The sequence below is a fragment of the Streptomyces sp. NPDC007189 genome (genome assembly GCF_040703635.1).
In the GTDB taxonomy this organism is placed as follows: Bacteria; Actinomycetota; Actinomycetes; order Streptomycetales; family Streptomycetaceae; genus Streptomyces.
The window spans coordinates 131,161-155,571 of record NZ_JBEYEY010000016.1 but is presented as its reverse complement, the minus strand read 5'-3'; the positions used below and the strand labels follow the sequence as shown (position 1 = coordinate 155,571).

At 71.6% G+C, this 24,411-nt stretch carries 20 protein-coding genes and 1 pseudogene; 10 read left to right on the top strand and 11 right to left on the bottom strand.

What is annotated here, in order from left to right; genetic code table 11:
• The first annotated feature begins 56 nt into the window (after positions 1–56).
• Positions 57–953, top strand: coding sequence for an alpha/beta fold hydrolase (locus AB0950_RS29580; protein WP_360151750.1), 897 nt, complete (start codon positions 57–59; stop codon positions 951–953).
• Positions 954–1,092: 139 nt separating this feature from the next.
• A complete protein-coding gene (locus AB0950_RS29575) occupies positions 1,093–1,914 on the top strand; it encodes a GNAT family N-acetyltransferase (RefSeq protein ID WP_360151747.1) in 822 nt (273 codons plus the stop codon).
• 48 nt (positions 1,915–1,962) lie between these two features.
• Here AB0950_RS29575 and AB0950_RS29570 read toward each other — a convergent pair whose 3' ends face one another.
• A complete protein-coding gene (locus AB0950_RS29570) occupies positions 1,963–2,937 on the bottom strand; it encodes a hypothetical protein (RefSeq protein WP_360151744.1) in 975 nt (324 codons plus the stop codon).
• Positions 2,938–3,519: 582 nt separating this feature from the next.
• Between AB0950_RS29570 and AB0950_RS29565 the strand changes: the two genes are divergently transcribed.
• On the top strand, positions 3,520–3,879 hold the full coding sequence (locus AB0950_RS29565) for a hypothetical protein (RefSeq protein WP_360569701.1): 360 nt from the start codon (positions 3,520–3,522) through the stop codon (positions 3,877–3,879).
• Between the two features lie 506 nt (positions 3,880–4,385).
• Here the strand turns inward: AB0950_RS29565 and AB0950_RS29560 are convergent.
• The 4 genes from AB0950_RS29560 to AB0950_RS29545 all read right to left on the bottom strand — a co-directional run bounded on the left by AB0950_RS29560 (position 4,386) and on the right by AB0950_RS29545 (position 10,461).
• Entirely contained in the window at positions 4,386–5,117 is a 732-nt protein-coding gene (locus AB0950_RS29560) for a hypothetical protein (RefSeq protein WP_360151738.1), read from the bottom strand.
• Between the two features lie 111 nt (positions 5,118–5,228).
• Positions 5,229–5,621, bottom strand: a complete 393-nt coding sequence (locus AB0950_RS29555; RefSeq protein ID WP_360151735.1) for a hypothetical protein — start codon at positions 5,619–5,621, stop codon at positions 5,229–5,231.
• Positions 5,621–7,966 (bottom strand): DUF4132 domain-containing protein, encoded by a 2,346-nt coding sequence (locus AB0950_RS29550; RefSeq protein ID WP_366779782.1) that lies wholly within the window; start codon positions 7,964–7,966, stop codon positions 5,621–5,623. The genes AB0950_RS29555 and AB0950_RS29550 overlap by 1 nt, the downstream gene beginning before the upstream one ends.
• The gene (locus tag AB0950_RS29545) at positions 7,966–10,461 is read right to left on the bottom strand and encodes a DUF4132 domain-containing protein (protein ID WP_366779781.1); all 2,496 of its coding nucleotides are present in this window, start codon (positions 10,459–10,461) and stop codon (positions 7,966–7,968) included. Before AB0950_RS29545 ends, AB0950_RS29550 begins: the two co-directional genes overlap by 1 nt.
• A gap of 593 nt (positions 10,462–11,054) precedes the next feature.
• On the opposite strand from AB0950_RS29545, the gene AB0950_RS29540 reads away from it, so the two are divergent.
• Positions 11,055–12,392: a hydrolase gene (locus AB0950_RS29540; protein WP_360569707.1), complete on the top strand. Its 1,338-nt coding sequence runs from the start codon at positions 11,055–11,057 to the stop codon at positions 12,390–12,392.
• A gap of 506 nt (positions 12,393–12,898) precedes the next feature.
• Complete coding sequence (locus tag AB0950_RS29535; RefSeq protein WP_366779780.1) at positions 12,899–14,803, top strand: glycosyltransferase family 39 protein; 1,905 nt, start codon at positions 12,899–12,901, stop codon at positions 14,801–14,803.
• A 337-nt stretch (positions 14,804–15,140) separates the two neighbouring features.
• On the opposite strand, the gene AB0950_RS29530 is transcribed toward AB0950_RS29535, so the two are convergent.
• Together AB0950_RS29530 and AB0950_RS29525 are read right to left on the bottom strand one after the other, a co-directional pair.
• On the bottom strand, positions 15,141–15,626 hold the full coding sequence (locus AB0950_RS29530) for a hypothetical protein (RefSeq protein ID WP_360151720.1): 486 nt from the start codon (positions 15,624–15,626) through the stop codon (positions 15,141–15,143).
• Between the two features lie 479 nt (positions 15,627–16,105).
• The gene (locus tag AB0950_RS29525; RefSeq protein WP_360151717.1) at positions 16,106–16,468 is read right to left on the bottom strand and encodes a DUF488 family protein; all 363 of its coding nucleotides are present in this window, start codon (positions 16,466–16,468) and stop codon (positions 16,106–16,108) included.
• Positions 16,469–16,856: 388 nt separating this feature from the next.
• On the opposite strand from AB0950_RS29525, the gene AB0950_RS29520 reads away from it, so the two are divergent.
• Positions 16,857–17,873, top strand: a complete 1,017-nt coding sequence (locus tag AB0950_RS29520; protein ID WP_366779779.1) for an amidohydrolase family protein — start codon at positions 16,857–16,859, stop codon at positions 17,871–17,873.
• Between the two features lie 135 nt (positions 17,874–18,008).
• Positions 18,009–18,779, top strand: coding sequence for a maleylpyruvate isomerase N-terminal domain-containing protein (locus AB0950_RS29515; RefSeq protein WP_366779778.1), 771 nt, complete (start codon positions 18,009–18,011; stop codon positions 18,777–18,779).
• Positions 18,780–18,822: 43 nt separating this feature from the next.
• Here AB0950_RS29515 and AB0950_RS29510 read toward each other — a convergent pair.
• A pseudogene (locus AB0950_RS29510) lies at positions 18,823–19,617 on the bottom strand (ATP-binding SpoIIE family protein phosphatase); the annotation flags it as partial.
• 118 nt (positions 19,618–19,735) lie between these two features.
• On the opposite strand from AB0950_RS29510, the gene AB0950_RS29505 reads away from it, so the two are divergent.
• From AB0950_RS29505 to AB0950_RS29495, 3 genes are all read left to right on the top strand, one after another.
• The gene (locus AB0950_RS29505) at positions 19,736–20,359 is read left to right on the top strand and encodes a DinB family protein (RefSeq protein WP_366779777.1); all 624 of its coding nucleotides are present in this window, start codon (positions 19,736–19,738) and stop codon (positions 20,357–20,359) included.
• A 29-nt stretch (positions 20,360–20,388) separates the two neighbouring features.
• Positions 20,389–21,576 (top strand): permease, encoded by a 1,188-nt coding sequence (locus tag AB0950_RS29500; protein ID WP_360151705.1) that lies wholly within the window; start codon positions 20,389–20,391, stop codon positions 21,574–21,576.
• A 173-nt stretch (positions 21,577–21,749) separates the two neighbouring features.
• A complete protein-coding gene (locus AB0950_RS29495) occupies positions 21,750–22,304 on the top strand; it encodes a DoxX family membrane protein (protein WP_360151702.1) in 555 nt (184 codons plus the stop codon).
• A gap of 67 nt (positions 22,305–22,371) precedes the next feature.
• Here the strand turns inward: AB0950_RS29495 and AB0950_RS29490 are convergent, their stop codons facing one another.
• The 3 genes from AB0950_RS29490 to AB0950_RS29480 all read right to left on the bottom strand — a co-directional run bounded on the left by AB0950_RS29490 (position 22,372) and on the right by AB0950_RS29480 (position 24,391).
• The gene (locus tag AB0950_RS29490) at positions 22,372–23,049 is read right to left on the bottom strand and encodes a DUF4142 domain-containing protein (protein WP_360569719.1); all 678 of its coding nucleotides are present in this window, start codon (positions 23,047–23,049) and stop codon (positions 22,372–22,374) included.
• 171 nt (positions 23,050–23,220) lie between these two features.
• Positions 23,221–23,841: an MBL fold metallo-hydrolase gene (locus tag AB0950_RS29485; protein WP_360569721.1), complete on the bottom strand. Its 621-nt coding sequence runs from the start codon at positions 23,839–23,841 to the stop codon at positions 23,221–23,223.
• A 40-nt stretch (positions 23,842–23,881) separates the two neighbouring features.
• Positions 23,882–24,391: an Hsp20/alpha crystallin family protein gene (locus AB0950_RS29480; protein WP_360569723.1), complete on the bottom strand. Its 510-nt coding sequence runs from the start codon at positions 24,389–24,391 to the stop codon at positions 23,882–23,884.
• Between the last annotated feature and the right edge of the window lie 20 nt (positions 24,392–24,411).

Here is a 24,411-nt window from a genome sequence, read left to right as displayed (position 1 = left end):
ATGAGGCAGACAATGGTTCTCATACGACGGCGGGGGCGTGGGCACGGGAGGTGGCCATGGGCATTCCTTTCGGGCCGCACCTGGCGGTGCCGGGACTGTCACCGGCGCGCGGTGTGGGTATCGAGGCCGGCAGGGCGGCTGTCCGGCTGGTGCAGCTGCCGCTCGACGTGGCTGCCGGGAGCGTCGGGCAGCTGGCCGGGCGCCTGAGCCGGGCGCTGCCGAGGCGGAGGACCGGCCTGGAAGCAGCCCCACCACTGGTGACGGCTGCGGGAAACCCGGTGCTGCTGGTCCACGGGCTCTCCGACGGCGAGTGCGTCGTGTCGTCGTTGCAGCGGGGTCTGGACGGCGTCGGCGCGGGACCGTACTTCGAGGTGGGCTGCTCGGCGTTCACGCCGGACATCCGCGCGGCGGCTCAGAACCTGGGAGAGCGCGTGGAGCGTGCGTGCGAAAGCCATGGCACCCGGAGCATCGTCGTCATCGGGTACAGCCTGGGAGGGCTGATCGCCCGCTACTACGTGCAGCGGCTGGGCGGCGACGCACGCGTGCCCCTGCTGATCACTCTGGCCACGCCGCACGGCGGGACCGCCACGGCCCTGCTGGCTCCGCCGCATCCGCTCCTGCGCCAGCTACGGCCGGGCAGCGCACTGCTGACCGAACTGGCCGAGCCGGCTCCGGAATGCCGCACCCGGTTCGTGGCCTTCTACAGCGACCTGGACGAAGTCGTCATCCCCGCCGCCAGAGGCCGTATCGATCACCCTGACCTCATGGCGCGCAATGTCCTCGTGCCCGGCGTCGGTCATCTGACGCTGCCCCTGCACCAGCCGGTCATCGACCACCTGCGCACGCTGCTGACCGCGACCTGGCAGGCCGCGCCCGCCGTACGCCCCCAGCACGGCGACGCCGCGCAGAGCGAGGAGCGGCCCCGCAGGAGGGCAGCGCCGGGTTCACCGTGACAGCCGCGCCCGAACAGAGCACGCTGGGACGTAGCCGACAGGAACGTCAGCATCTGCGCGGACGGACAGCATGGCCTCTTCGCCCAGCCCCGAGAGCCGGTCGACGGTACGTCCCTACCGTCCTGAGGACGAGTGCGCGGTGCGCGACCTGATCGACGCCGACAGACTGCCGGGACAGCCTCACTGCGTCCCCGGGCAGCCGGCCGCAGAGCGAAGCGGGGCCGCTCCCCTGTCCGGGTGGGCGGCACCCGCGCGGCCGCGCATCAGCGTGCTCGTCGACGCCGGGGACCGCGCCCGAGGGATCGTCGCATACCTGTCCTGGGCCGATGTGCGCACCGGGCTGATCTGCCGGCTCCACGCCCACGAGAACCCGCCCGCCCTGCGCGCCCTGGTCGGCCACGCCCTCGGCGCCCTCGCCCACTGCCTGCGGGTCGAGGCGTTCGTGGGTGCTCCGGCCGATGCCGTGGGGCCGGTCGGCCTGCCTCGCACTCGGCGCGCCGCCACCCATGACGCCTTGGTCCAGTCTGGCTTCACGGGCCGCCCGCAGGGCTGCTACCTGCACCGTTCGCTCCCCGCCGACGTCCCGTCCGCGAAGGCCGTTGCCGACGTCCTGCCGTGCGAGATGCCGCCCGGCCGCCGGCTGATCATCCGCGAGGCAGCCGAACCCGTCGCCGAAGCCGTGGTCAGTGTGGGACCCGATCGCACCGCGACCATCCACTGGATCGAGACCTTGCCGTCCCGCCGCCGTAGCGGTCTGGCCCGCCTCCTGCTCGGTCAGGCCCTGACATTGCTGGCCGAGGAGGGCGCCACCGACGTCTCCGCTGTCCTCGACGACGCCCAGCAGCGCAGCCCCGGCAGAGCTGCGGCTTCCCGCCTCTTCGATTCCTTCGGCTTCACGTTCGTGGACGACCTCTGGGGCTATCAGCGCCAACGCCCCCGAGCCACGCGACGAGACGCGTGAGCCCGGGGGCGCAACGGCCGGCTGTGGTCCTCGCGGGACGGCATCGGCTCAGGCGGGGACCCGTTCGGCAGCCGCGAGGACGGAGGCGCGTGCCTGGTGGCGGCGCTCGTAGTCCAGGACCCGCCGGGTGACACGCTCGGTGGCCTCACTGAGCCGCTTGACGATCTCGTCCTCGTGCATGCCGTCGTAACCGGGCCAGGGCTCGGGCCCGAGCAGGTCCGCGACTCGGCTCAGGACCGCGGGGCGGGCGGCGTGGGAACGCTCGTAGGCGCCCACCCTGGCCAGATCCGACTGGGGCAGCTGCGGCAACCGCTCGAGAATCGCCCGTGCGCTCAGCCTGCGGTAGTCGGGGATCGGCAGATCCATCTCCGAGATGAGGGCTCCGTCCGGCATGCCGTGGAGCCGGTCCGCTCCCGGCATGCGCTCGGCCGTCTCCCGCAGCCAGGTGCTCCATTCGCGTACCGCCTGGGTGGCCCGGCCGGCGCCCAGGCCGTCACCGCACGCGACCGTCGCCTCGGCGTGGTGCTCGAGGCTGTCGCCGAGTTCGACCAGTGTCTCCTCGCCGTCGCGGCGGATGGACCGCAGCAGATCCGTGGTGGCGCCGTCCTGTGCCTCCTGGGCGATCCGCTCGGCGGCCCGGCAGATCGCCACGGAGAAGGCGGTGCGCGCGTACTCGTCCTCGACGTTCTTCAGCAGCTGGTGTTCCGTGGCCGTCCCCGAGCCCCGCAACAGGGCGTTCGGTACGACCTTGGCCGCGTCCAGCGGCAGCCGGACGGCCTGCCTGGTGAGGTGCCAGACGTTCCCGGCGACGGACTGGGCGAGGCCGCGGGGCTTGAGCGAGGCCAGGCGCTCGTCGATGAGGTACACGTGGCCGCGGGCGTCGCCGGCGCGGCGCTCCAGGACTTCCCGGTACTCACCGGGCGGGGTGACCGCGAGATGGGCTTTGAAGCGGTCGGCGAGCGCTGCTTCGGCGTCTCGGACCTGACGCAGCGCGGGAACGAGCATGTCTGTGGCTACGGCCATCATGTTTCCTTCGGCTAGGGCGATGCTCGCATGACATCGGGCCAGAGCGGCCCCGCCCCCCTCGCCCTTACCGTGCCCTGAAACGCCGGCTCCCGCATCTTTCCGGCGGCCGCACGTAGCAGGCGCCGGCCGGAGGGAAGGGCCGCGCCTCCTCGCGCGGCTGCGTCACGGAGCCGGGCCGCGGTCAGTGCACCGGGGCGTGCGGTGGCCGGGAGAAGGCGGGGTTCGCCTCGGTGTGCGGGTGGCCGGGAGAAGGCGGGGTTCGCCGCGGTGTGCCAGGACGGCGTCGCCGAGCCGCCGGGCACGGCCGGGATCGGCATCCAGGCTGCCGGGTCGGTGGTCGGCCAAGGGCATGCCATCCGGGGCGCCTGACCAGCGGCGGTGTGCCCGCGGCACGCCCGTGTTGAGGGCCATGAAGAGGCCACCGGAGCCGAATGAGGTACGCGTCTTGGCTACTTCGTGTCAAATGATCCGATAGACCCTTGATGTTCATACGCTTCCGGCGATCCCTTCCCCCCAACCGGGAGACAGAGCATGCGCAAGACGGTACGAATCTGGAGTGCCGCAGCGGCGGTCGCAGCCGTGGCCGCTGGGTCCATCGGCACGGCGGTGGCCGTCACCTCACCCCCCTCCCCCAGGCCGAAGCCGGCCGTCACGACCCCGGCCGCGCCCACGGCCGAGGTCTCCGCCGGGGGCGTCCGCGCCTGGCAGCAGTTCCGGATCCGCGGCACTGCCCCCGGCGTGCCCGCCGGCACCCGGGTCACCCTCCAGCAGCAGGTAGGCGCGCGCCCCTGGGTCAACCTGCCGGCATCGATGCACACCGACGCGCACTCGACGTACACCATGCGCGTCGTGCTCGGCATGAAGGGCCACAACAAGCTGCGTCTCGTCGACAGCAGAATGCGCGTCGTCTCCCCGCTCATCGACGTCTGGGTGCGCTGACCCCCGAGGTTCGCCGGTCTCTTCGCGGCTGGCATGTGTCAGCTCGGCGACGTGACGGAGCCCGGGAGTCGTATCCAGCTCCCGGGCCCCTGGGGATGCCACCCAATTGCGCACGCCGGCGGCGTTTAAGAGGTCGGATCAGTCATCATGCCGTCGTGTTCTTCCTTTGAACTACCGCACCGGGCAAGAGGTGCAGGCGAGAGTCGAACTCGCATCCGACGGCGTTCGTCCGGCCTCGGTCGATCCGGCGATCGGCGGCGATGCTGAGACTGGAGCGAGAGTCTGAGACTGACTACGGCTGCCTCTGCCATGTTGGGCTACCCCGGCCCGTCGGTGGTGCTGTGCCGGGGGAAGGACTCGAACCTTCACTGTCACCGTGTCTTCAGGCTGAACTTCAGTGTCAGCTTGCGCTCATCGCGCGAACCGGTTCTCATCCCGGCCCGCGCCTGTGGCGCACCCCCGCGCTCGCACGCGGGGGCGATCGTGGATACTACCCGTGGCCGGCGTCAGCCGAGCAGGTAGCCGAACACCGCGTCGCCGACCCGCTGATCGGTGACCTCGGCGCCGTTGGCCTCCTCGCGGGCGAACTTCACCGCCTGCTGGAGCTTCTCGACCCGCTCCACCACCTCGTTCACCCGCCGCGCCGGGAGCGCTCCGGAGAACTTCACGGTCGTCCAGTACCCGATGGGCACGTCCTCGTAGTACACCTCGACCTGGGCCGGGTGCTTGTCGGTCGCCTCCGCCTTGACGTGGTTGCGGGGGACCTTCTTGGTTCGGATCGTGCGCACCGGGTCCGTCTTCCACCAGTCCGTGGACGGGTCGTGGGACCAGGACTCGGCGGCGTCGAGGGTGGGCAGCTTCTTGACGAACGTGTGCAGGTCGGTGAGCTGCTTCTCGAGGAAGAGGAGGTAGCTGACCGGGACGTCGGTGAGGATCGTCCGGCCGTCGACCGTGATGTCCGCGCGCGCCGTGCAGTTCGCCCAGTCCTTGGTGGCGGTCACGTCGAAGAGCCGGGTGAGCGACGCGGACATCTCCCGCAGCACGTCCTCGGCCTGTACCTGTACCCGGGTGGACTCGGGCGGCAGCTGCTCGCCCTCCTCGTCCTTCGGCTGGTACGTGCGCGAGATGCCGGCCAGCAGGGCCGGCTTCTGCACCTTGTGGTGCGCGGCGGTGATGTCCTGGAGCGACTTGCTCTTGACACCCTTCTCGACAGCGATGATCTGGTTCAGTTTCGCCACTTCGGGTCCCCCTTCGAACGAGCGTCACCGTACTTCACCGGCTCGAACACCCGCACTTGTATTTCTCCCGGGCGCTCTGAGACCCGCACTCCCCCGGCGCCTCATCGAGTCTCATCCGCCCACGAGGGCAACGAGCTTGATGAACACCAGGTCGGGGTCGGCGCTGAGGTCCACCAGTTCGTCGAGGTCGTCGACCTGGCGATCGCCGGCCAGCACGAAGAACCCGTTGGCCAGGAAGGCGCGTTCGGCGATCTCGGCCTGGCGCTGCCAGTCGATGCGGCGGGGCTCGCGCAGCCGGTAGCCGTTCAGCTCGGTCTCGGCGTCGTCGGGGCGGACGAGACCGTGGAAGCGGTCGCCGGGACGGTCGTTGTGCCGGGCGACCTCTTCGCGGACCCGGAGCCTGATCAGCTCCCGCACGGTCATCCGGTCCGGCAGTCCGGCGACCTCCCACTCGGTGAGCGGCTTGCCCGTGGCGGTCTCGTCCCGGAAGGTCACTGTGGCCATCAGGCGCCTCGCTTGATCTGCATGAGGATGGTCTCGTCGGTGATGTCGGTGTCGGCGGCGAGCAGGAAGGCCTTGCTGAGGATCAGGGAGAGCCGTTCGTCCTCGAACGGCAGGAACACCTTGCCGTCGCCCTTGCCGCGTGCCGGGACGATGCACAGGTAGCTGTCGTCCGGTGCCATGAGGATGTTGGCCGAGCCGAGGTGGATCTTGTACGTCCGCAGGTCCCCGCGGACGATCAGGAAGCGGCCGTCCAGCGTGCACCGGTCGGCGATCTTCAAGCGCGGCAGGATCCGTTCCAGGACGTCGCGGCGCGCCTCGGCGCTCTCCGTCAGCTCGGCGAAGGAGGCCCGCTCCCAGTAGGTGCGCTCGGGTCCGCCGTCGGTCCAGTCGGGGTCGGCGGCGATCGAGGTCACGCCCACGAAGAGGTCGACGTCGCGCATGGCCTCGCTGAAGACCAGCGGGGGCACGTCGGCGAGCGGCGTCTCCTGCCAGGCGCCCTCCGCCCGGCGGTCGAATCGCACCTGGTCGGTCGAGGCCAGTTCGTCGCCGCCCGCCCAGTCGGCCAGGCTGTGGAAGAAGCGGACCCGCCACTGTCCTGCCGCGAGGATGCGCTGGGCCTGATCGAACTCGCCGCCGTCCCAGGGTCCGAGCAGATCGCTCTTCCACCGCCGGGACCGGAACAGGGCGAACATCGTGCGGTAGTGGACGATGTGCGCGGCGAAGCGGTTGGAGTAGACACGGGTCCGCTCCTCGGCCGGGGTGAGGCGGTAGATCTCGCGGAACGCCTGTTTGAAGGGCTGCCGTATGCGGCGTTCGGTGAGCAGGTCACGCCAGGCGCGTACGGCGTCCGGGGCGGAGCGCAGCGGGTGCCACAGCCGTACCAAGGCCTCGTCGGGCGCGTCGGGAAGGTGCTCGTCCGTCTCGGGCAGGACGGCCCGCCACTCGCCGGGGGCGACTTCGATCTCCCAGATCAGCCGGCGTACGAGGGTCCGGGCGAGCGGATGCCCGGCCAGCTCGGTTCGCCACCAGCCGTAACGGTGAGCGGCGTCGACGGTGTAGCCGCCCTCCAACGCCCTGAGCAAAGTGGCGAGTTGGGCGTTCACTCGCTTCACCAGGTCGCGCAGTTCCCTGACCAGGGCGGTGTGGTCGCGGCGGACCGGCGCCGGGAGGCTGCGCAGCGGGCGGCTGTCCTTCTCCCAGGTGAGCGTGGCGGTTTCGGTCACCGTGACGACGGCCTCGTAGTCGCCGGCCTGCCGGCGCAGGACACCGCCCGCGGTGGTCCCGCCGAGGGACGCGGTCTCGAAGCCCAGCCGGGGCAGCCGCAGGGCCACGTCCGTGCGCTCGGCCAGAGCCGCGTCGACCTTCTTGAGCATCTTGTCGAGCTGCTTGGGCACCCCGGCGTGCCGTACGGTCCGGCGGACGGTGCGGATCGCGGTGACCAGCTCGGGCGTCGGGAAGTCCTGTGCTGCGCGCACCACTTCGTACAGCAGGGCCTGCGACGGGAGTGTCCTGGCTGCCGTGGGGGCGAGACAGATGCCGGGCAGGAGCCGGTCGAACAGGTCCGGCAGCCAGAGTTCGTCGCGCAGCAGCGCCACGCGCAGGGCCTGTCCGAGCGCAGTGACCTCGCGGTCCGTGAAGGCCTTGTCCGCCCGGTAGGGGATCTCCCCCGCCTTGATGGCGTCGGTGCGGTCGGCCGCCGCTTCCAGCGCGCGGCGGGCGAACGCCACGTAGGCCGGGTTGCCGGCCGATCTGCGCCATGCGTGGGCGACCGGCGAGGCGTACGGGTGTCCCCGGTCGATGTCGGACAGGGGTGCCTGTTCGGCCGGGGGGAGGCCGGCGATGACGGCGATCTCGTCCGCGACGATGGGACCCACGTCGCGTGAGAGGCGCTCCACGGCCGCGCGCAGTGTCCCGCCGCCGGCGAGCCCGGCGACGGCGAGTAGCGCGTACGGCTGACGCAGGCGCTCCTTCTCCAGCCAGAGCCCCACCAGGGTGCGGGCCTGTTCGGACACGTCGGGCGCCGGTGCCGTGCAGTGATCCAGCGCGCCGAGGCCCAGGGTGAGGTCGGCCCAGCCGTGCTCGCGGCATTCTTCGACGAGCACGTCGAACATGCTCCGGCAGGCGTCGGGCGTGTAACGCGGCTGCCGTTCCCTGACCGCCTCCAGGATCGAGGAGCGGACCGTCGACAGCGCGGTCCCGGCCGAGGTGTCCCTGCGGTAGGCCGCCACGAACAGGCTGCCGAGTTCCTCGTCGGAGACCTGCGACAGGTCTAGGTGCCGGTCCGCGTCGTCGCGTGTGACGTCCGGGTCGGTCAGCGCGCGCAGCAGCCGGGCTGCGAGGTTCATCAGGCACCCCTCTTGATCTGGCGGAGAATCGTCCTGTCGGTGATCTTCGTGTCGGCGGCGAGCAGGAAGGCCTTGCTGAGGATCAGGGAGAGCCGTTCGTCCTCGAACGGCAGGAACACCTTGCCGTAGCCCTTGCCGCGTGCCGGGACGATGCACAGGTAGGCGTCGTCCGGTTCCATCAGGATGTTGGCCGAGCCCAGATGGATCTTGTACGTCCCCAGGTCCCCGCGGACGACCAGGAAGCGGCCGTCCAGCGTGCACCGGCCGGCGATCCTCAGGCGGGGCAGGATCCGTTCCAGGGCTTCGCGGCGGACCTCGGCGCTGGCGGTCAGCACACCGAACACGGCCGTCCGCCAGTACGCGGCGTAGCGGTCCTCGCCCCGGTCGGTCCAGTCGGGATCGGCGGCGATCGAGGTCACGCCCACGAAGAGATCGACGTCCCGCATCGCCTCGCTGAACACCAGCGGGGGCACCTGATCCAGTGCAACCTCCTGCCAGCGCCGGCCCTGTCGGCGCTCGAAGCGGACCTGGTCCGTCGAGGCGTGCTCGGGCGCGTAGCCGTGGTCGTCGTCCGCGGCGGGCTCGTGGTGGAAGCAGGCCCGCCACTCTCCGTCGCCGAACTCGGCCCGCGCCCGCCCGTCGTAGCCGCCGTCGTAGCGGCCGAGGAAGTTGGCCTGCCAGCCGCGTTCCTTGAACAGGGCGTAGAGCTGCCGGTAGTGGACGATGTGGGCGGCGAACCGGTTGGAGTAGACGCCGGTCTCCTCCTCCGCCGGGGTGAGGAGGTAGATCTCCCGGAAGGCCTGCTTGAACGGCTGCCGCAGCCGCTCGGTGACGAGCCGCTCGCGCCACGCCCTGATCTCGTCCGCCGACGCCCGGATCGGATGCCACAGACGGACCCGTTCGGGCCGGCCGGGCGGTTCGGCCGCCGGCGCCACCGCGCGCCACTGGCCGTCCGCGTCCTGGAACTCCCAGATCAGGCCGCGGGTGAGGGTCCCGGTGACCGGATGGTCGCGGTAGTGGCGGCACCACTCGTCGTACGGCCACTCGCGCCCGGCGGACAACAGCGCCTCCACGCGGGCCCGTTCCCCCGACAGTGTGCCCCGCACCTCCTTGGCCAGTGTCTTCAACTCCCGCAGTTCCTCCGCGAACCCGTCCTTCAGCGCGGCCGGAGCCGTGCGGGAGGTCTTTCCGTCGGGGCGGGTGAAGGTGAGCCGTACGGTGGCCGCCTCCTCGATCGCCAGCCGTACCCGGTATCCGCCCACCTCCCGTTCCAGGGAGCCGTCCGGGGCCAGGCCGTGGTCCGGCACGCTGCGCTCGACGAGCTGCTGGGGCGTGATGCCCTGCTTCCCGGCCGCTGTCACGAGCGCGGTGTCGAGTTGCTTGCGCAGGGCCCGGTGCCGGATCCGGGACTGCAGTCGCCACAGGGCCTCCAGCGAGGCCGTGTCGTCCATCTCGGCCAGCGCGTTGATCGCCGCGCCCGTCAGCTTGAGTTCTTCGATCACGTCGGTGCTGGGCGCGCCGGCTCGCTGAGCCAGCGCACCGAGGTGCCGCGCCTCGGCCGGGCCGCCGGTCAGGGCGGCCGCCCAGACGACACCGCGTGCCAGGTCACCGTCGTTCTGGTGGACCAGGTAGTGGTAGTGGTAGCCGTCGCCGACCCAGCCGGTGTGCGCGCCGCTTCCCTTGCTGCACAGCGGATCGTCCTCGGCCAGTGCCCGCAGGACAGCGGTCACGGCATCACGTGCCGATGCCGCGTCCATGAGGTCGACGCACGTCCGCCGCCATCTCTGGGCGGGCCGTGGGCCCGACAGGCTCGCCAAGTGCCGTAGCAGCCGGGCCAGTTCCGGTGTGGGAGAGGAGTTGGCGCGGTCGCGCAGCGGGGCTGCCCAGGGCGCGTGGGCGGGAATCAGTCCTTCGGGGATGTGCGCCTCGTCGGCGCTCGCGAGCAGCGCGCGCAGACGCTGGGCGAGCGTCGCACGCACGCGTGCCTCGACCGTGGTGTCCATGAGCGTGGTGTGTGCGTGCCGCAGCCAGGGCAGGACCGCGCGGCGGCCGTCGGCGTCGAGCTGGTCGACGGCGTCCAGCACCAGCCCCAGTGAGTGCGCGAACCAGAAGTTCATGTCGTACTCGGTGGCGCGTAGAAGCATCACCGCGACCTCGTCGGACGTCCACCCCCGCACCCGGGAGATCAGGGACTCCAGCTCGGTGTCGTACCACCACAGGCTCGTGTCGTCGAAGCGGGCGGCCAGCATGAGGCACAGGATCGCGGCCCTGCCCTCCTCGTCCGCGCAGGCGGCGAGCCGCCGGTCGATCTCCGCCTGGACCGCCGCGCCGGTCCCCCTGCTCCGCCGGTGCTCGTGCCCCAGGGCGCTCCGGAACTCCGCGCGTTGGCGTTCCAGAAGATCCACGAGCCAGGGCACGCGGTGGAGCGCCGCGGACCGCACAGGGTCCAGCGCGTCGTTCCTACGGGATTCGGTCACCAGGGCGTCGAACAACATGCGCCGGATCATGGCAGGGGGCACTGACAATGCGATCAAGTCAGCCAGTGATACGAGTCCGGTCTTGTTCTAACAGGGTCGTGATGTTCGTCTCCTGTGCGGTGTTCGCGCTGTCGGCGGGCAACTGGCGTGGCCGGCGGCGGCGTACGCGATCGGCCCCGCCGCGCACCGGGCGTACGGCTCGCGTACGCCCCGGAAGACCGCGGACCCAGTGCCCGCGTCCTGACCGGCGGTGCCCGGCATCGGGGTCGAACCCTGCCCGCATCGGCGACCGGCATGGCTGTCGGTGACCGGCAGGGGGCTTTGTCGGTCACCGTCACGGCTATCGATGACTGTCAGGGCTCTCTTCGGTGACCGACCAGCGCCTTCTGCTCACCCATGCCGGAAAGTTCCCCACGGACGGTGTCAAAACGGTTTGCCGATGTCGCTGCCCCGGCCGTGCTCTTCTCACCGCACGGCAAGGTCCGGGCCCGTGCCGTCGGCTGATACATCGCCATCTGCCCCATCCCCGGGGATCAGTTGGCCCGGGCAGCGGTACGGTGTGCCCCTGACCATCGCCGGGCCCCGTGGCCCGTGATCAACAGGGGAGTTTCATGCAACACCGCAGACCGCGTCACCACCGCAGACTCATAGCCCGAGCGGTCGGTACCGCCGGTGTGCTCGCCGTCGCCCTGGGTGCCGGGGTGACGCCGTCGATGGCCGCCGGGAAGTCGTCTTCCAATCCCACGGCCACCGGGTCGTCGCCCGACGAGGACGCCACGAACTGGGCGCCCGACAACGACAGCGCGGCTCTGCCCCAGGGCGCCCACCCCGCCGCCGCCCTCGCCCGCGGCCGGGCCTCCAGCGTCCAGCTCAAGCTTCCCGCGCCGAGCGGGCCCTACCAGGTCGGCACCTTCAGCCAGCACCTCGTCGACAAGTCCCGCACCGACCCGTACGTGTCCGGCAACCGCGCGCGCGAGTTGATGGTGACGTACTGGTACCCGGCCTCCTCCACCTCCGGGCACCCAGTGGCACCGTGGATGCCGTCGGTCTCCGGCGACCACTTCCTGCGCTCGCGGGGCCTGTCGCCGCAGCAGGTCTCGCTGCCGCAGACCTCCAGCCACGTGCTGGCCCCGGTCAGCACCAAGCTCGGCAAGCTGCCCGTGCTGCTGTACTCGACCGGGCTGCACTCGGACCGCGCGATGGGCACCGCCCTGGCCGAGGATCTCGCCAGCCGCGGTTACATCGTCATCGCCGTCGATCACACGCACGACGCGAACGAGGTGCAGTTCCCGGGCGGACGGCTCGAGGTCAACACCATGCCGTCGGGCGCGCACTCCTCCGACACGCTCAACGTGCGGGCCGCCGACATCCGGTTCGTCATCAACCAGCTCGGCACCATCGCCAAGGGCGGCAACCCGGACGTCGACCACGCCAAGCTCCCCTCCGGTCTGTCGAAGACCGTGGACACGTCCCGCATCGGGATGTTCGGCTGGTCGCTGGGCGGCGCCGCGGTCGACACCGCGATGCAGCTCGACCACCGCATCGGCGCCGGAGCCAACCTGGACGGCCAGTTCTTCGGCACCGCGCCGAGCAAGGACCTGAACCGCCCGTTCATGCTCTTCAGCTCCGGCACCCACAACCGCAACAACGACTCGTCCTGGCGGAAGCTGTGGCCGCACCTCAAGGGTTACCGGGTCGACATCCAGCTCCACGGCTCGCGGCACCTGTCGTTCAGCGACAACGAGTGGCTGGTGCCGCAGGTGGCGCCCCTGCTCGGCATGTCGGCGGACCAGGTGCGGCAGCAGTACGGCACGATCGACCCCAACCGGGCGATCAAGGTCCAGCGCGTGTATCTCGCCGCCTTCTTCGACCAGGAACTGCGCAAGAAGCACAGCACCCTGCTGGACGGGCCCTCCAAGAGCTACCCGGAGATCGCCTTCGTCCGCTGACCGGTCCCCGTGAGACGGGCCCCGCGCGGGGCCCGTCGTACACCGCTCGACGCGTTCGACCCCGTCACCGTACGAAGGGACCCCCGGTCGTCGTACGAACGGACACGAGTGTGATGGTTGCGTGATCTCATAAGGCTAAAGTGTGCGCTTGGTCGAACATTCGAGCGCTCGTCGCCGGTCGAGAGAGAGGATCCGCTGTCCTGCCCACCGCTTGCCGGCGCCACGCCCCACCGCACGCTCCTCCCCCGCCACGCCGCCGCGCGTCCCGCTGCCCGGCGCTGCCGGCCGCGAGCGCCGACCGATGCGGCAGGGGCCTGAGCCGCGACGGCCGGGCCCGCCACTGCCTCTCCCCCGGCGGTTCGCCCGCCGACGGTACGACCGGCAACGGTCCGCCCGGTGGTGTCCCGCCGGCCGGCCCGCACCTGTCGTACCCGCGGCTTCCAGGGAGCCCGCCGCCCAGGACCCGCCGCCGCTGCACCTGACCACCGATCCGAGGACCTTCCGCCATGGCCACCATCCCCACCGCCCAGAGCACCGGCCCGCACGGCCGCCGCCGGACATCGCACCGCCGCGACGGCCGGCCGGAAGCTCCGGCGCCCTGGGAGCGGCCGGCGCTGGCCGCGGTGCTGGTCGTCGCCGCCCTGCTGTACGGCTGGGGCATGGGGCACGCCGCGATCCACCCGTACTACAGCGCGGCGATACGGTCGATGGCCTCCACATGGCGGGCCTTCTTCTTCGGCGGTCTCGACCCCAGCGGTTCGATCACGCTCGACAAGCTGCCGGGGGCGTTCTGGCCGGAGGCCGTCGCCGTCTGGATCTTCGGCCCGCACACCTGGGCGGTCGCGCTGCCGCAGGTCGTCGAGGGCGTGCTCACCGTATGGCTGCTGCACCGGATCGTACGGGTGTGGGCCGGGAAATTCGCCGCTCTGGTCGCCGCGCTGACCCTCGCACTCACTCCGGTGACCGTGGTGCTCAACCGGGCCACCATCCCGGACACCTCGCTCACCCTCCTGCTGGTGGCGGCCGCGGGAGCCCTGCAGAAGGCGCTGCGCACCGAGCGGCTCGCGCCGCTCATCACGTGTGGCGTCTGGGTCGGGCTCGCCTTCCAGACGAAGATGCTGCAGGCGTGGCTCGTGCTGCCGGTCTTCGCCGTCGTCTACCAACTCGCCGCGAGCGGCACGCCGTTGCGACGGGCGCTGCGCATGCTGCTGACCGGCGCGGTCACGCTGGCCGTCTCCTGCTCCTGGGCGCTGCTCGCCTGGGTCACGCCCGCCGCACACCGCCCGTACGTCGACGGCACGTCCAACAACAACCCCTTCAGCCTGGTCTTCGGCTACAACGGCCTGAGCCGCTTCAGCGACGACGACACCGCGTTCGGGGCCGTTTCGGGGACCGCCGCCAGCCGGACCTCCGGAAACACGGGCTGGGGCATGCTGGTCAATCACACCGTCGGCCCGCAGATCGCCTGGTTCCTGCCGCTCGCCGTGCTCGCCGCCGTCCTGGGCGTGGTCTGGCGCGCCCGCGAACCGCGCACCGACCCGCTGCGCGCCGGCTTCCTCCTGTGGGGCGGCTGGCTGGCCGTGCACGCCGTGGTGTTCAGCGTCTCCAACGGCAACCACCCCTACTACACGGCCGTGATCGCGCCGGCCGTCGCCGCGCTCGCCGGGGGCGGGCTCGCCCTCTTCCGGTCCGTGTACGAGCCGGGCGGCCGGCGGCGCGTGTGGCTGCCGGCGGCCCTCCTGCTGACGGTGCTCTGGGCGCTGGTACTCGACGTGCCGACCCTGTTCGCCTCGTGGCTGCTGCTGCCGGCCGTGGGCCTCGCGGCGTGCAGCGTGGTGGGTCTGTGGACCGGCGGGTCACGCGTCACCAGCGGGATGTTCCAGGGCTCCCTGGCCGCCGGGATCGCGGCCACTCTGCTGCTGCCCGCCGGCTGGTCCGCCGCCGCCCTCGACCCGCTGTACGCGGGGGCCTCCACGTCGCCCACGGCCGGTCCGGTCGGCAAGGCCTACCACAGCGCCGTGCACGACCGGTCGGCTCTGCGCCGGGTCGAGCTCGACCGGCCCAGCACCCGCGACACCGACCTGCTCGACTACCTCGCCAAGCACCGTCGCGGCGAGAAGTACCTGGTCGCCACCCAGGCCGCCTACCCGGCGGAACGCCTGCTGCGCGCCCGGTCCCAGCCCATCCTCGTGATGGGCGGCTTCACCGGCAAGACGCCCTTCCCCACCGCCCAGCAGCTCAGCACCCTGGTCACCACCCACCAGCTCCGCTACGCCCTGCTCACCCCCGTGCGCCCCACCACGCCCGCCACGACGTGGGTGAAGTCCCACTGCACGCGCATCCGCTCCGGGGCCTACGGCTGGCGCACCAGGGGCAGCTTCCTCCTCTACGACTGCGGCGGGCAGGCCTGAGCGGGCGGTGGCAGGAGGGCGTGTCTACGGCCGCTTCGGGGCGGCTGCCCGCGCAGGACGTGATGCCGCCTCACCCGTTCGGCGGTAGGCAAACGCCGGAAAGGTCTCGGGCGGTCTCGGCGCGGGTGGGGCATGCGACGGCGCGAGAGACTCCGGTGAGGCCACCGGGCGGACGGCCGGTGAGCGTGCGGACGGCCGCCCGGACAGCACGCGCGCGGCGGCCGGTGTCCCGCTGTGCCACGGTGTGTGCCCGGCGCGTGGTGGCCGAACCATGGTCGAATGGGGCCCCGGCCCGATTCCGGCGGGCCGGGACCCCATATCTCGTGGTGGCTTCGGACTAGTAGTCCCAGTGGTTCACGACGCGGAAGCTGGCCACCACGCCGTGCTTGATGTCGATGCCCTCGACGTGGCCCGGCCGCAGGCCGTAGCTGGAGCTGTCGGGTCCGACGGTGGCGACCGGAGCGCCGTTGTCGCACACCACCCCGCGGAAGACCTCGACGGTCCGGTGGCTGTCGTTGCGGATGTTCAGGGTTCTGGCGCCCAGGCCGCTGATCACGGTGATGCAGTCGCTCTGGCGGGGCGAGTACGACCGCTCGTTGATCTGGATACGGCCCTCGTAGCCCTCGTGGCGCCCGCTCCAGCCATCGTTGCCCTTGCCCTGTCCGGCATCGCCGCCGAGCGGCGCCGCCGCGGGGGCGGAGACGGCCGGGGCGGACTGGGGCGTCGGAGCGGAGGCGGCCGACGCGTAGGTGATACCGCTGGCGGCAAGTGCTGCCGCGGTGGCAACACCGGCAGTGACGACGGTCGAACGCTCGAGCTTCATGTCGCTTCTCCTGTCCCAGAGATGCCGGCCCGTCAGCCAGCTCGCGATCAGAAAATTACCCATAGCGGTCATACCAGTCATACCGGAATTCCGCCCGAGGGGGCCGAACGAGCTATTCCTGACGCCACCTGCCACCCGTGCGGAGAGCCGCGCCTGACCTCAAGTGGCTTGGAATAACGAATGATTGACCTACTTTTAGACTGTCCGAGTGATCTTCTGACGCATGGTCACCCCGCCCGTGCTGCGGCGTGTCGCTGTGACAGGGGCCGGATGAGTCGTGTTAGCCGGTGGCCACGGGTCGGCCCGGGTCAGGAAGCGGCGGATCTGAGGAACCCAACAACCGGACCGGCACCGGGATTTGAAGCCGCCGGGCGCGGCGCGCAGTACGTCGAGTACACGAGCCCGGCTCTCGCCCCCGGCGGAAGAGCCGGCCGGATCCTGCAACGTCAGGAGAGCTGGGCGCGGTGTACGGCCACCCCTCACCGGCGCCTGTTCAGCCACTCGGCGAGGACAGCGGCCTGGCTGTGGTCCAGGTCCTTCGTGGCGGTCAGCAGCAACACCTTGTCGTGCGACGCCAGGTCCCGCAGGTGTTCGGCGGCCTCGCGGTGTTCGCTGTCGCGCAGTTCTGCCAGGTAGCGGCGGCGGAACTCGGTGAAGCGTGCGGGGTCGTGGCCGTACCACTTGCGCAGTTCGCTCGACGGAGCGACGTCACGCAGCCACTCGTCGAGATGCGCGTCCTCCTTGCGCATGCCCCGGGGCCAGACCCGGTCCACCAGCACGCGCTTGCCGTCCTGCGGCGAGGTGTCCTCGTAGACTCGGCGATAGGTGATCTGTTCGGCCATGACGGTGCCCTTCCCGATGGGTCGGTCGGCATGCCTTGAGCAGATGGGCCACGTCGTCCCTCGCTGCCCGGCAGGCACTCCCGTCTCCCCCATTTTACGGTGCTGCGCGGTCCTGCCGGTTTCCGTGAACGTCCGGGTGACACTCCCCGCCGGGGCGGTCGCGGATGAGGAGAGCCGACCGCCTGGCGGGCAAGCTGATGGCCCCGAAGGTCCGGCCTCTCCCCGGGGCCGGATCAGGTACGACGCTCGCCGGCCCCGCCTGCCCTCGCGGGCGCCCGGCCGGAAGGGTGCCGGTCCTGGCCGGACACGAGCCCCGTGACGGATCCCTCACGCGCTCCTTGCGGAAAGGGGTGGACCCGTCCCTTCGGCAGGTCCGATCGTGGGCGGCATGAACGATCACCGCGTGACGCCCGTCGGTCCCTCCGGCTCCGGCGGCCCCGCTGCCGCCCACGGCCCCTCGTCCGGCGCCGGATCGCCGGAGCCGGGGCCAGCCGCCGGAGCGGAACCGGGCACGGGTGACGTGGCGCCGGGTGAGGAGGCCCGTGAGGTCCGGCGGTTCTGGACAGGGCTCGGGCTTCCCGGGCTGGTCGACGTGCACACGCACTTCATGCCCGAGCGTGTCCTGCACAAGGTCTGGGACTACTTCGACGCCAACGGACCGCTGATCGGTGGCCTTCAGTGGCCGATCACCTACCGAAGGGAGGAGGCCGAACGCACCGCTCTGCTCAGGGAGTTCGGCGTCCGGGCCTTCACCGCCATGCTCTACCCGCACAAGCCCGGCATGGCCCGGTGCCTGAACGGCTGGGCGGCCGACTTCGCCCGCCGCACCCCCGACTGTCTGCACACCGCGACCCTCTACCCCGAGCCGGGCGTCGAGGCCTACGTCCGCGAGGCCGTCGAAGGGGGCGCCCGCGTGTTCAAGGCGCACGTCCAGGTGGGGGCGTACGACCCGGGAGACGCACTTCTCCGGCAGGCATGGGGGCTGCTGGCCGAGGCGCGGATCCCCGTCGTGATCCACTGCGGCTCCGGGCCCGCGCCGGGCAAGCACACCGGCCCCGAGCCGATCGCGCGGGTGCTGGCGCGGCACCCGCGCCTCCGGCTGGTCATCGCTCACATGGGAATGCCCGAGTACGAGGAGTTCCTCGGCCTCGCCGAGCGGTACGACCAGGTGCGGCTGGACACGACGATGGCGTTCACCGACTTCGCCGAGGGATTCATGCCCTTTCCCCGCAGGGCCCTGCCCCGGCTGGCCGGGCTCGGCGACCGCATCCTGCTGGGCTCCGACTTCCCCAACATCCCCTATCCGTACGTGCACCAGCTCCGCGCCCTGGAGCGGCTCGGTCTCGGGGACGACTGGCTCCGGGCCGTGTGCCACGACAACGCGGCACGGCTGTTCGGACGGTGAGTGCACGGCTCCCGCGCCGTGCGGACGCCACGCCCGGGGCCCTGGGCCGGCTTCGCTCCGCCCGGGTCCGGCCGACGTGGTCCTGTCGGGCGCCTGCCGGTTTGGCCGGCCGGTCCGCCCGGATACCCATGGCGCATGATTCCCTCGCGAGTCGACGAGATGCTGCCGGAGCTGGCGCCGTTCGTGCACGCCGTACAGGCGCGGCGGCCCGACGACGGCACGTGGTGCGAGGCCTGGACGGTGCGGGACGTCCTGATCCACCAGACGGGCAACGCGGAGGAACTGGCGCGGGTGCTCGAGGCGTATCTCGCGGGCACGCCGGTGGAGACCAGGGGCTTCGACCGTGAGGCCCCCTTCCGGCGGATGTCCGACACCGAGCTGTGGGCGACGTTCCTGAACCGCTGCGAACGGCTCACCGAGATCGCCTCGGCCGCCGCGCAGGACGCGCCACCGGAGGCGGAAGTGATCTGGACGGGCCGCACGGTGAAGGTCCCCTTCTTCGCCGAGCACATGCGGGAGGAGCTGATCCTGCATCGCTGGGACCTGACCGGCGACGACCGGACGGCGGTCCGGGCGCTCAACGAGCCGTGGATGACGGAGCACAGTGTGGTGTCGGTCGGCCGGCCCCTGCTCGCGCGCGGCCGTGCGGCCCTGGACCTGGGCCCCGACGGGCGGCTGGAAGGCCGGCTGCGCACCCCGGGCATGGACGACGTCGTGGTGACGGCGGACGCCGACAGCGGCAGCATCCGGCTCGCCGCCCCCGAGGGCCCCGCCACGATCGAGAGCGACGCGGCGGTACGGGTCCTGCTGCTGTGGGGACGGCGCCCCGGCGACCCCGCGCGCTGGCACAGCTCCGCCGGTCCCGAGACCCTGCGGAAGCTGCGGACCCTTCTGGGCGGCTACTGAGGCGCGGTGTCGCCATCGATGCCGTCCCCGGCATCTCCTGAGGTCACAGCTCTGCGTGCAAGGCAACCGGCTCCGTCAGCCCGATGGAGGCGACCGAGTCGTCCAGTTCGGCCCAGACCGTCTTGCCGTGGCGGGCGTGGCGTGTTCCCCAGTGCCGGGCGAGCTGGGCCACGAGGAGCAGTACGCGTCCGCCCTCGTCGAAGACACGGGCCCGGCGCAGATGGGGGGTGGTGCTGCTGTCGTCGGACACCTCGCACAGGAGGGTGCGGTCGTGGATCAGGCGCAGCCGGATGGGGGGCCGGCCGTAGCGGATGGCGTTGGTGACCAGCTCGCTGACGACCAGTTCGGCGGTGAAGTCCAGCCCTTCCAGGCCCCAGGTCGTCAGCTGCCGGGAGACGCGCGAGCGGGCCCGGGAGACCGCGCTGGGATCCGCCTCCAGCTCCCAGGTGGCGACCTGGCGGTCCCCGAGGCTGTGGGTGCGGGCCAGGAGGAGCGCGACGTCGTCGTCCGGCCGGTCCGGCAGCAGGGTGCCCAGCACGCTGTCGCAGGTGGCCTCGAGGGAGTCGGACCGCTGGGCGAGGGCATGGCACAGCTTGTCGAGGCCGGCCTCGATGTCGTCGCCGTGGGCGGCGAGCAGGCCGTCGGTGTAGAGGGCGAGGAGGCTGCCGTCGGGCAGGTCGGCCTCCGCCGCCTCGAAGGGCAGGCCGCCCAGGCCCAGAGGCGGGCCGGGAGGCAGGTCGAGGATGTCGACGGCGCCGTCCCGGGAGACCAGGGCGGGCAGGATGTGCCCGGCCCGGGCGAGGGTGCAGCGGCGGGACACGGGGTCGTAGACGGCGTACTGACGGTACGCCGCGCTCGCGCTCGCGCATGCCGGTGCGCTGACCACCGGGTCCTGCGGCGCGCCGGGGAGGCACAGGGGTTGAGCCCGGCGGGCGGCGCCTGACAGGCTCATGCCCATGATCGATGATGTCGCGAAGGAGTACCTGCACAACAACCTTCGGGCGCTGCGCGAGGCGATGCTCGGCAAGCTAGACGGGCTCGGCGAGTACGACGTCCGGCGCCCCCTGACCACGACGGGCACCAACCTTCTCGGCCTGGTCAAGCACCTGTCGGTCTGGGAGTGCCGGTACTTCGGCGAGGTCTTCGGCCGGCCGTTCCCCGAGCCGCTGCCCCGGTGGGACGACGCCGGGGCGCGCGACGCCGACATGTGGGCGGCCGAGCACGAGACGCGCCAGGAGGTCGTCGAGCGCTACCGGCGGGCAGCGCAGCACTCGGACGCGACGATCGCCGCCCTCGCCCTCGACTCCCCCGGCCATGTGCCCTGGTGGCCGCGGCCCGACGTGAAGCTGTTCAACGTCCTGGTCCACATGGTCACCGAAACCAGCCGGCACGCCGGGCACGCCGACATCCTGCGCGAGCAGCTCGACGGCCGGACGGGGACGACAGCCGGGTCCGCGATGGATGAGCCTGACACGGCTTTCTGGCAGGCCCGGCGCGCGAAGATCGAGCGAGCGGCCCGAGCAGCGGCTGCCGAGCCCGGTCAGGATACCCCTCCGGGGTATATACTCGGAGCCTGTTGACGCCAGCCCACGGCGAAGGGGTTGCAGGCATGCATGCGATCGGCCACGCCTTGTCCATTGCCGGATCGATGACCTGGGAGATCACCTGGGCGTTGATCCTCGGCTTCACCCTGTCCGCCGTCGTCCAGGCCGTGGTGCGCCGGGAGACGGTCGTACGGCTGCTGGGGGACGACCGGCCCCGCACGCTCGCCCTCTCCGCGGGGCTCGGCGCCGCCTCGTCGTCCTGCTCGTACGCGGCCGTCGCGCTCGCCCGCTCGCTGTTCCGGAAGGGGGCGGATTTCACGGCGACGATGGCCTTCGAGATCGCCTCGACCAACCTGGTGGTCGAACTCGGCGTGATCCTGGCGCTGTTGATGGGGTGGCAGTTCACCGCCGCGGAGTTCGTCGGCGGTCCCGTCATGATCGTCGTCCTCGCGGTGCTGTTCCGGCTGCTCCTGCGTCAGCGGTTGCTGCGGCAGGCGCGGGAGCAGGCCGAACGCGGGCTCGCCGGGTCGATGGAGGGGCACGCGGCGATGGACATGTCCGTGCGCGGCGAGGGCGGCTTCCTGCGCCGGCTGCTCTCCCGCGACGGCCTCACCTCCGTCTCGCACATCTTCGTCATGGAATGGGCGGCGATCCTGCGCGACCTGGTGGCGGGACTGCTGATCGCGGGGGCGATCGCCGCATGGGTGCCGGACGACTTCTGGCGCGGGTTCTTCCTCGCGGACCATCCGCTCGCGGCCAAACTGATCGGCCCACTGGTCGGGCCGGTGGTGGCGATCGCCACGTTCGTCTGCTCGATCGGCAACGTGCCGCTGGCCGTGGTGCTGTGGAAGGGCGGTATCAGCTTCGGCGGCGTCATCGCCTTCATCTACGCCGACCTGCTGATCCTGCCGATCCTGAACATCTACCGGAAGTACTACGGCGCCCGGACGGCCGCGTTCCTGCTGGGCACGTTCTTCGTCGCGATGGCGGTGGCCGGCTACCTCGTGGAGTTCGCCTTCGGGGGTCTGGGCCTCATCCCCGACCAGGCCACCGCGAAGATCCCCGCAGGTGGCGTCAGCTGGAACTACACGACCTGGCTCAACATCGCCTTCCTGATCCTCGCCGCGGCCATCGTCGTGCGCTTCCTGCGCACCGGCGGCCCGGCGATGCTGCGGATGATGGGCGGTACACCGGATCACGGGGAGCACGAACACGACCACGCACACGCCCGGGGCGAACACGGCCCCTCCTGAAGCGGACGCTTCCGGCTGGTCCTCCGACATGCGGGGTCACTGCTGCTGCGGAAGTATCGGTAGGGGCGCTGGACGCCCGACTGACGCGCCGGTTTCTCCCGGCGGCCGGTGAGTGGACGCCTTCCGAGGCCGGCCGTCAACGCCTGTTGCGGCGTACATACCGGAGTTTTCCCATGGCGAAGCGCAACACCGAAGGGCCTTCGAACCTCACACGGCAGCCGGCACAGCGGGCGCCTGCGGGGCGGGTGACCGCCGGCGACTTCGGGCTGCTGCTCCTCAGGCTGACCTTCGGGCTGCTGATGGCCGGGCACGGCTCCCAGAAGCTCTTCGGACTCTTCGGAGGCCACGGTCTGACGGCCACCGGCAGGGGATTCGACTCCCTGGGTTATCGCCCGGGGAAGGTCTTCGCGGTGATCGGCGGGCTGTCCGAGTTCCTCGGTGGCCTCGGCCTGGCCGTCGGGCTGCTCACGCCGCTCGCCGCCGCCGCCCTGATCGGTGTGATGATCAATGCGATGGTGACCGTCACCGCTGCCCACGGCCTGTGGGAGACGAACGGTGGCGTGGAGTACAGCGTCGGGATCGCCGTCGTCGCCCTGGCCGTCGCCGCCGTCGGCCCCGGCCGGCTGGCGCTCGACCGGTTCTTCCCCTGGGGCACGGGCGGCTGGGCGGAAGCCGCCTGCGCCCTCGGCCTGGGAGGCGTGGCCGCGGCGATCACGCTGACCCTGTGAACACCATGCGGACGGGGCATGACCCGCCCAGCCTGTAAGCCCGCACGGCATCACCAGGTGGTGCGGGTCAGCGCCCCGCGGTCGCCCGGCGCCTGGAGCGGAGGTACCAGGCGGCCGCCACGGCGGTCAGCCCACCGCCCGCACCGAGGGCCGCCACGCCCATGGAGCTGCCGCTGTCGGCGGCACGCGTGGCGACACCGGCGTGTACGGCCGTGGACGCGCCGGGCGTGTGGCAGGTTCCGCCGCTCACCATGCTCAGGTGCATCTTGACCACGGGCCGCGCGGCCTTGGCGGCGGCGACGGCCGCGGAGTTGGAGCCGCTGGAGATCTCCTGGTCGATCATGGCCAGCGTCTTGGTGTGCGCGGCGGACTGCAGCTTGAGCCACGCCGTGTCGTACGCGGAGGTGCCCGCCTTGCCCTGTACGGCGGCGAGCGACTGGCGCTGCTCGGCGCTGGGGCCGCTGGGCAGCGAGACGTTCAGCTTGCCCGCGAGCGCCCGGACGTCCTTGTCGAGCTTGGTGTGGTCGGTGACGAACTTCGCGGCGACCTGGCGCACACACTCGGTCGTGGCATGGTTCTCCGCGTCCTTGCCCGCGGCGATCTCTGCGAGGTTGCCCTGGTGTGCGGCGCGCACGAACGACGTGTCCTGCGTGCTCGTGCCGGCGGCGAACGCGGGCGCGGCGGCCAGCGTTACGCCGCATATCGCCGTCAGGGTGAGCGCGGCCGAGGTCCTTGTCCGGTGCATCAGGGGGTGCTCCTTCCGACCAGTGCGCGGACGACGCCCCGCGCCGGTCCAGCTCGGAATGCGGGCCACCGGTGCGGTGCCCGACCTGACATCCCTTCCACCGATCCCGCCCGACGAAGGCGACACGCCGCACTGTCACCCGATCGGCACGCAGAATCACTCCTTCGGCCGCTATCTGTTGAACCGCAGGGAGTAGGTGTGGCCCTCGACGCCCCATTCCCCGGCGGGTGGCCGCAGTCCGGTGTCGATGGCGCGCAGGGTGGGGCGGCCGATATGGGCGTAGACCAGGCGTCGTACTCCGTGCCGTGCCGCCCACTCCCCCACCGCCTGCACGCTCGCGTGGCCGCCCACCCCGCCCCGGAACCGTATGGGCCGCTCCCAGGCGGCGGCCTCGGCGAACATCAGGTCCGCCCCCGCGGCCCAGGCCGGGCACTCCCAGAACTCTGGTGCCCAGACCGCCACCACGTCCCCGGCGCGGATCAGGTAGCCGTACGCCGGGTGGGAGGTGTGGGCCACCGGGCAGCAGCGCACCTCGACCTCACCGGCCTGGAAGTCGCCCGCGCGGAGGCGGACGTCACGCAGGGCCGCGTCCTGCCGCAGGGCGGACCGCAGTTCGGAGCTCTCGTCGCTGACCAGCCAGGCGTCCAGGCGTCCGGGCGGCGGTTCGGCCCCGGGACCGCCGTCGAAGGCCACCCGGTGTCCCGGGCAGCGCAGCAGCAGGCCCGCGGGGGCGAACCGGGGCGAGTTCATCGCTCCGACGCCGAGGAGCGTCAGCCGCAGCCAGTGGTTCATGAGACCGGGTGCGGGCCGGCGGCGGGCGGCCGGTTGTCCCTCACTCCCCGGACGCGATCTCGATACGGCGGTGCTGGGCGGTCCGTGCCTTGGGAATCCTGATGGTCAGCACCCCGTCCCGCAGCGTCGCCTCGATGTGTTCGCCGTCGGCCTCGCCGGGCAGCGGCATCCGGTACTCGAAGCGGCCCGTACGCCTCGTGGTCTGATGCACGGTGCCGGTCTGCTCCCGTTGCCTGATCTCACCGCTGATGATCAGCTCCCGGTCGCCCAGCTCGATGTCGATGTCCTCCCGCTGGACACCGGGCAGGTCGATCTCGAACACATAGGCGTCGTCCGTCTCGGAGAAGTCGGCCGGCGGCGACCAAGGCGTACCCGCGGCCGGGGGTGACCAGGGCGCGCCCGGGGTGGCGGGCGCACTGCCGAGCGTGGACTCCAGCAGCGAGCCCATGCGGTTGACCAGGTCGTCGAACTCGGCCAGCGGGTCCCTCATCCAGCCGGGGAACGGTTGCTCGGCAAGCCTGCCGGAGGCGCGTCGTACGGGCAGAGTCATGTCGGTCAGCCTCCTGCTGC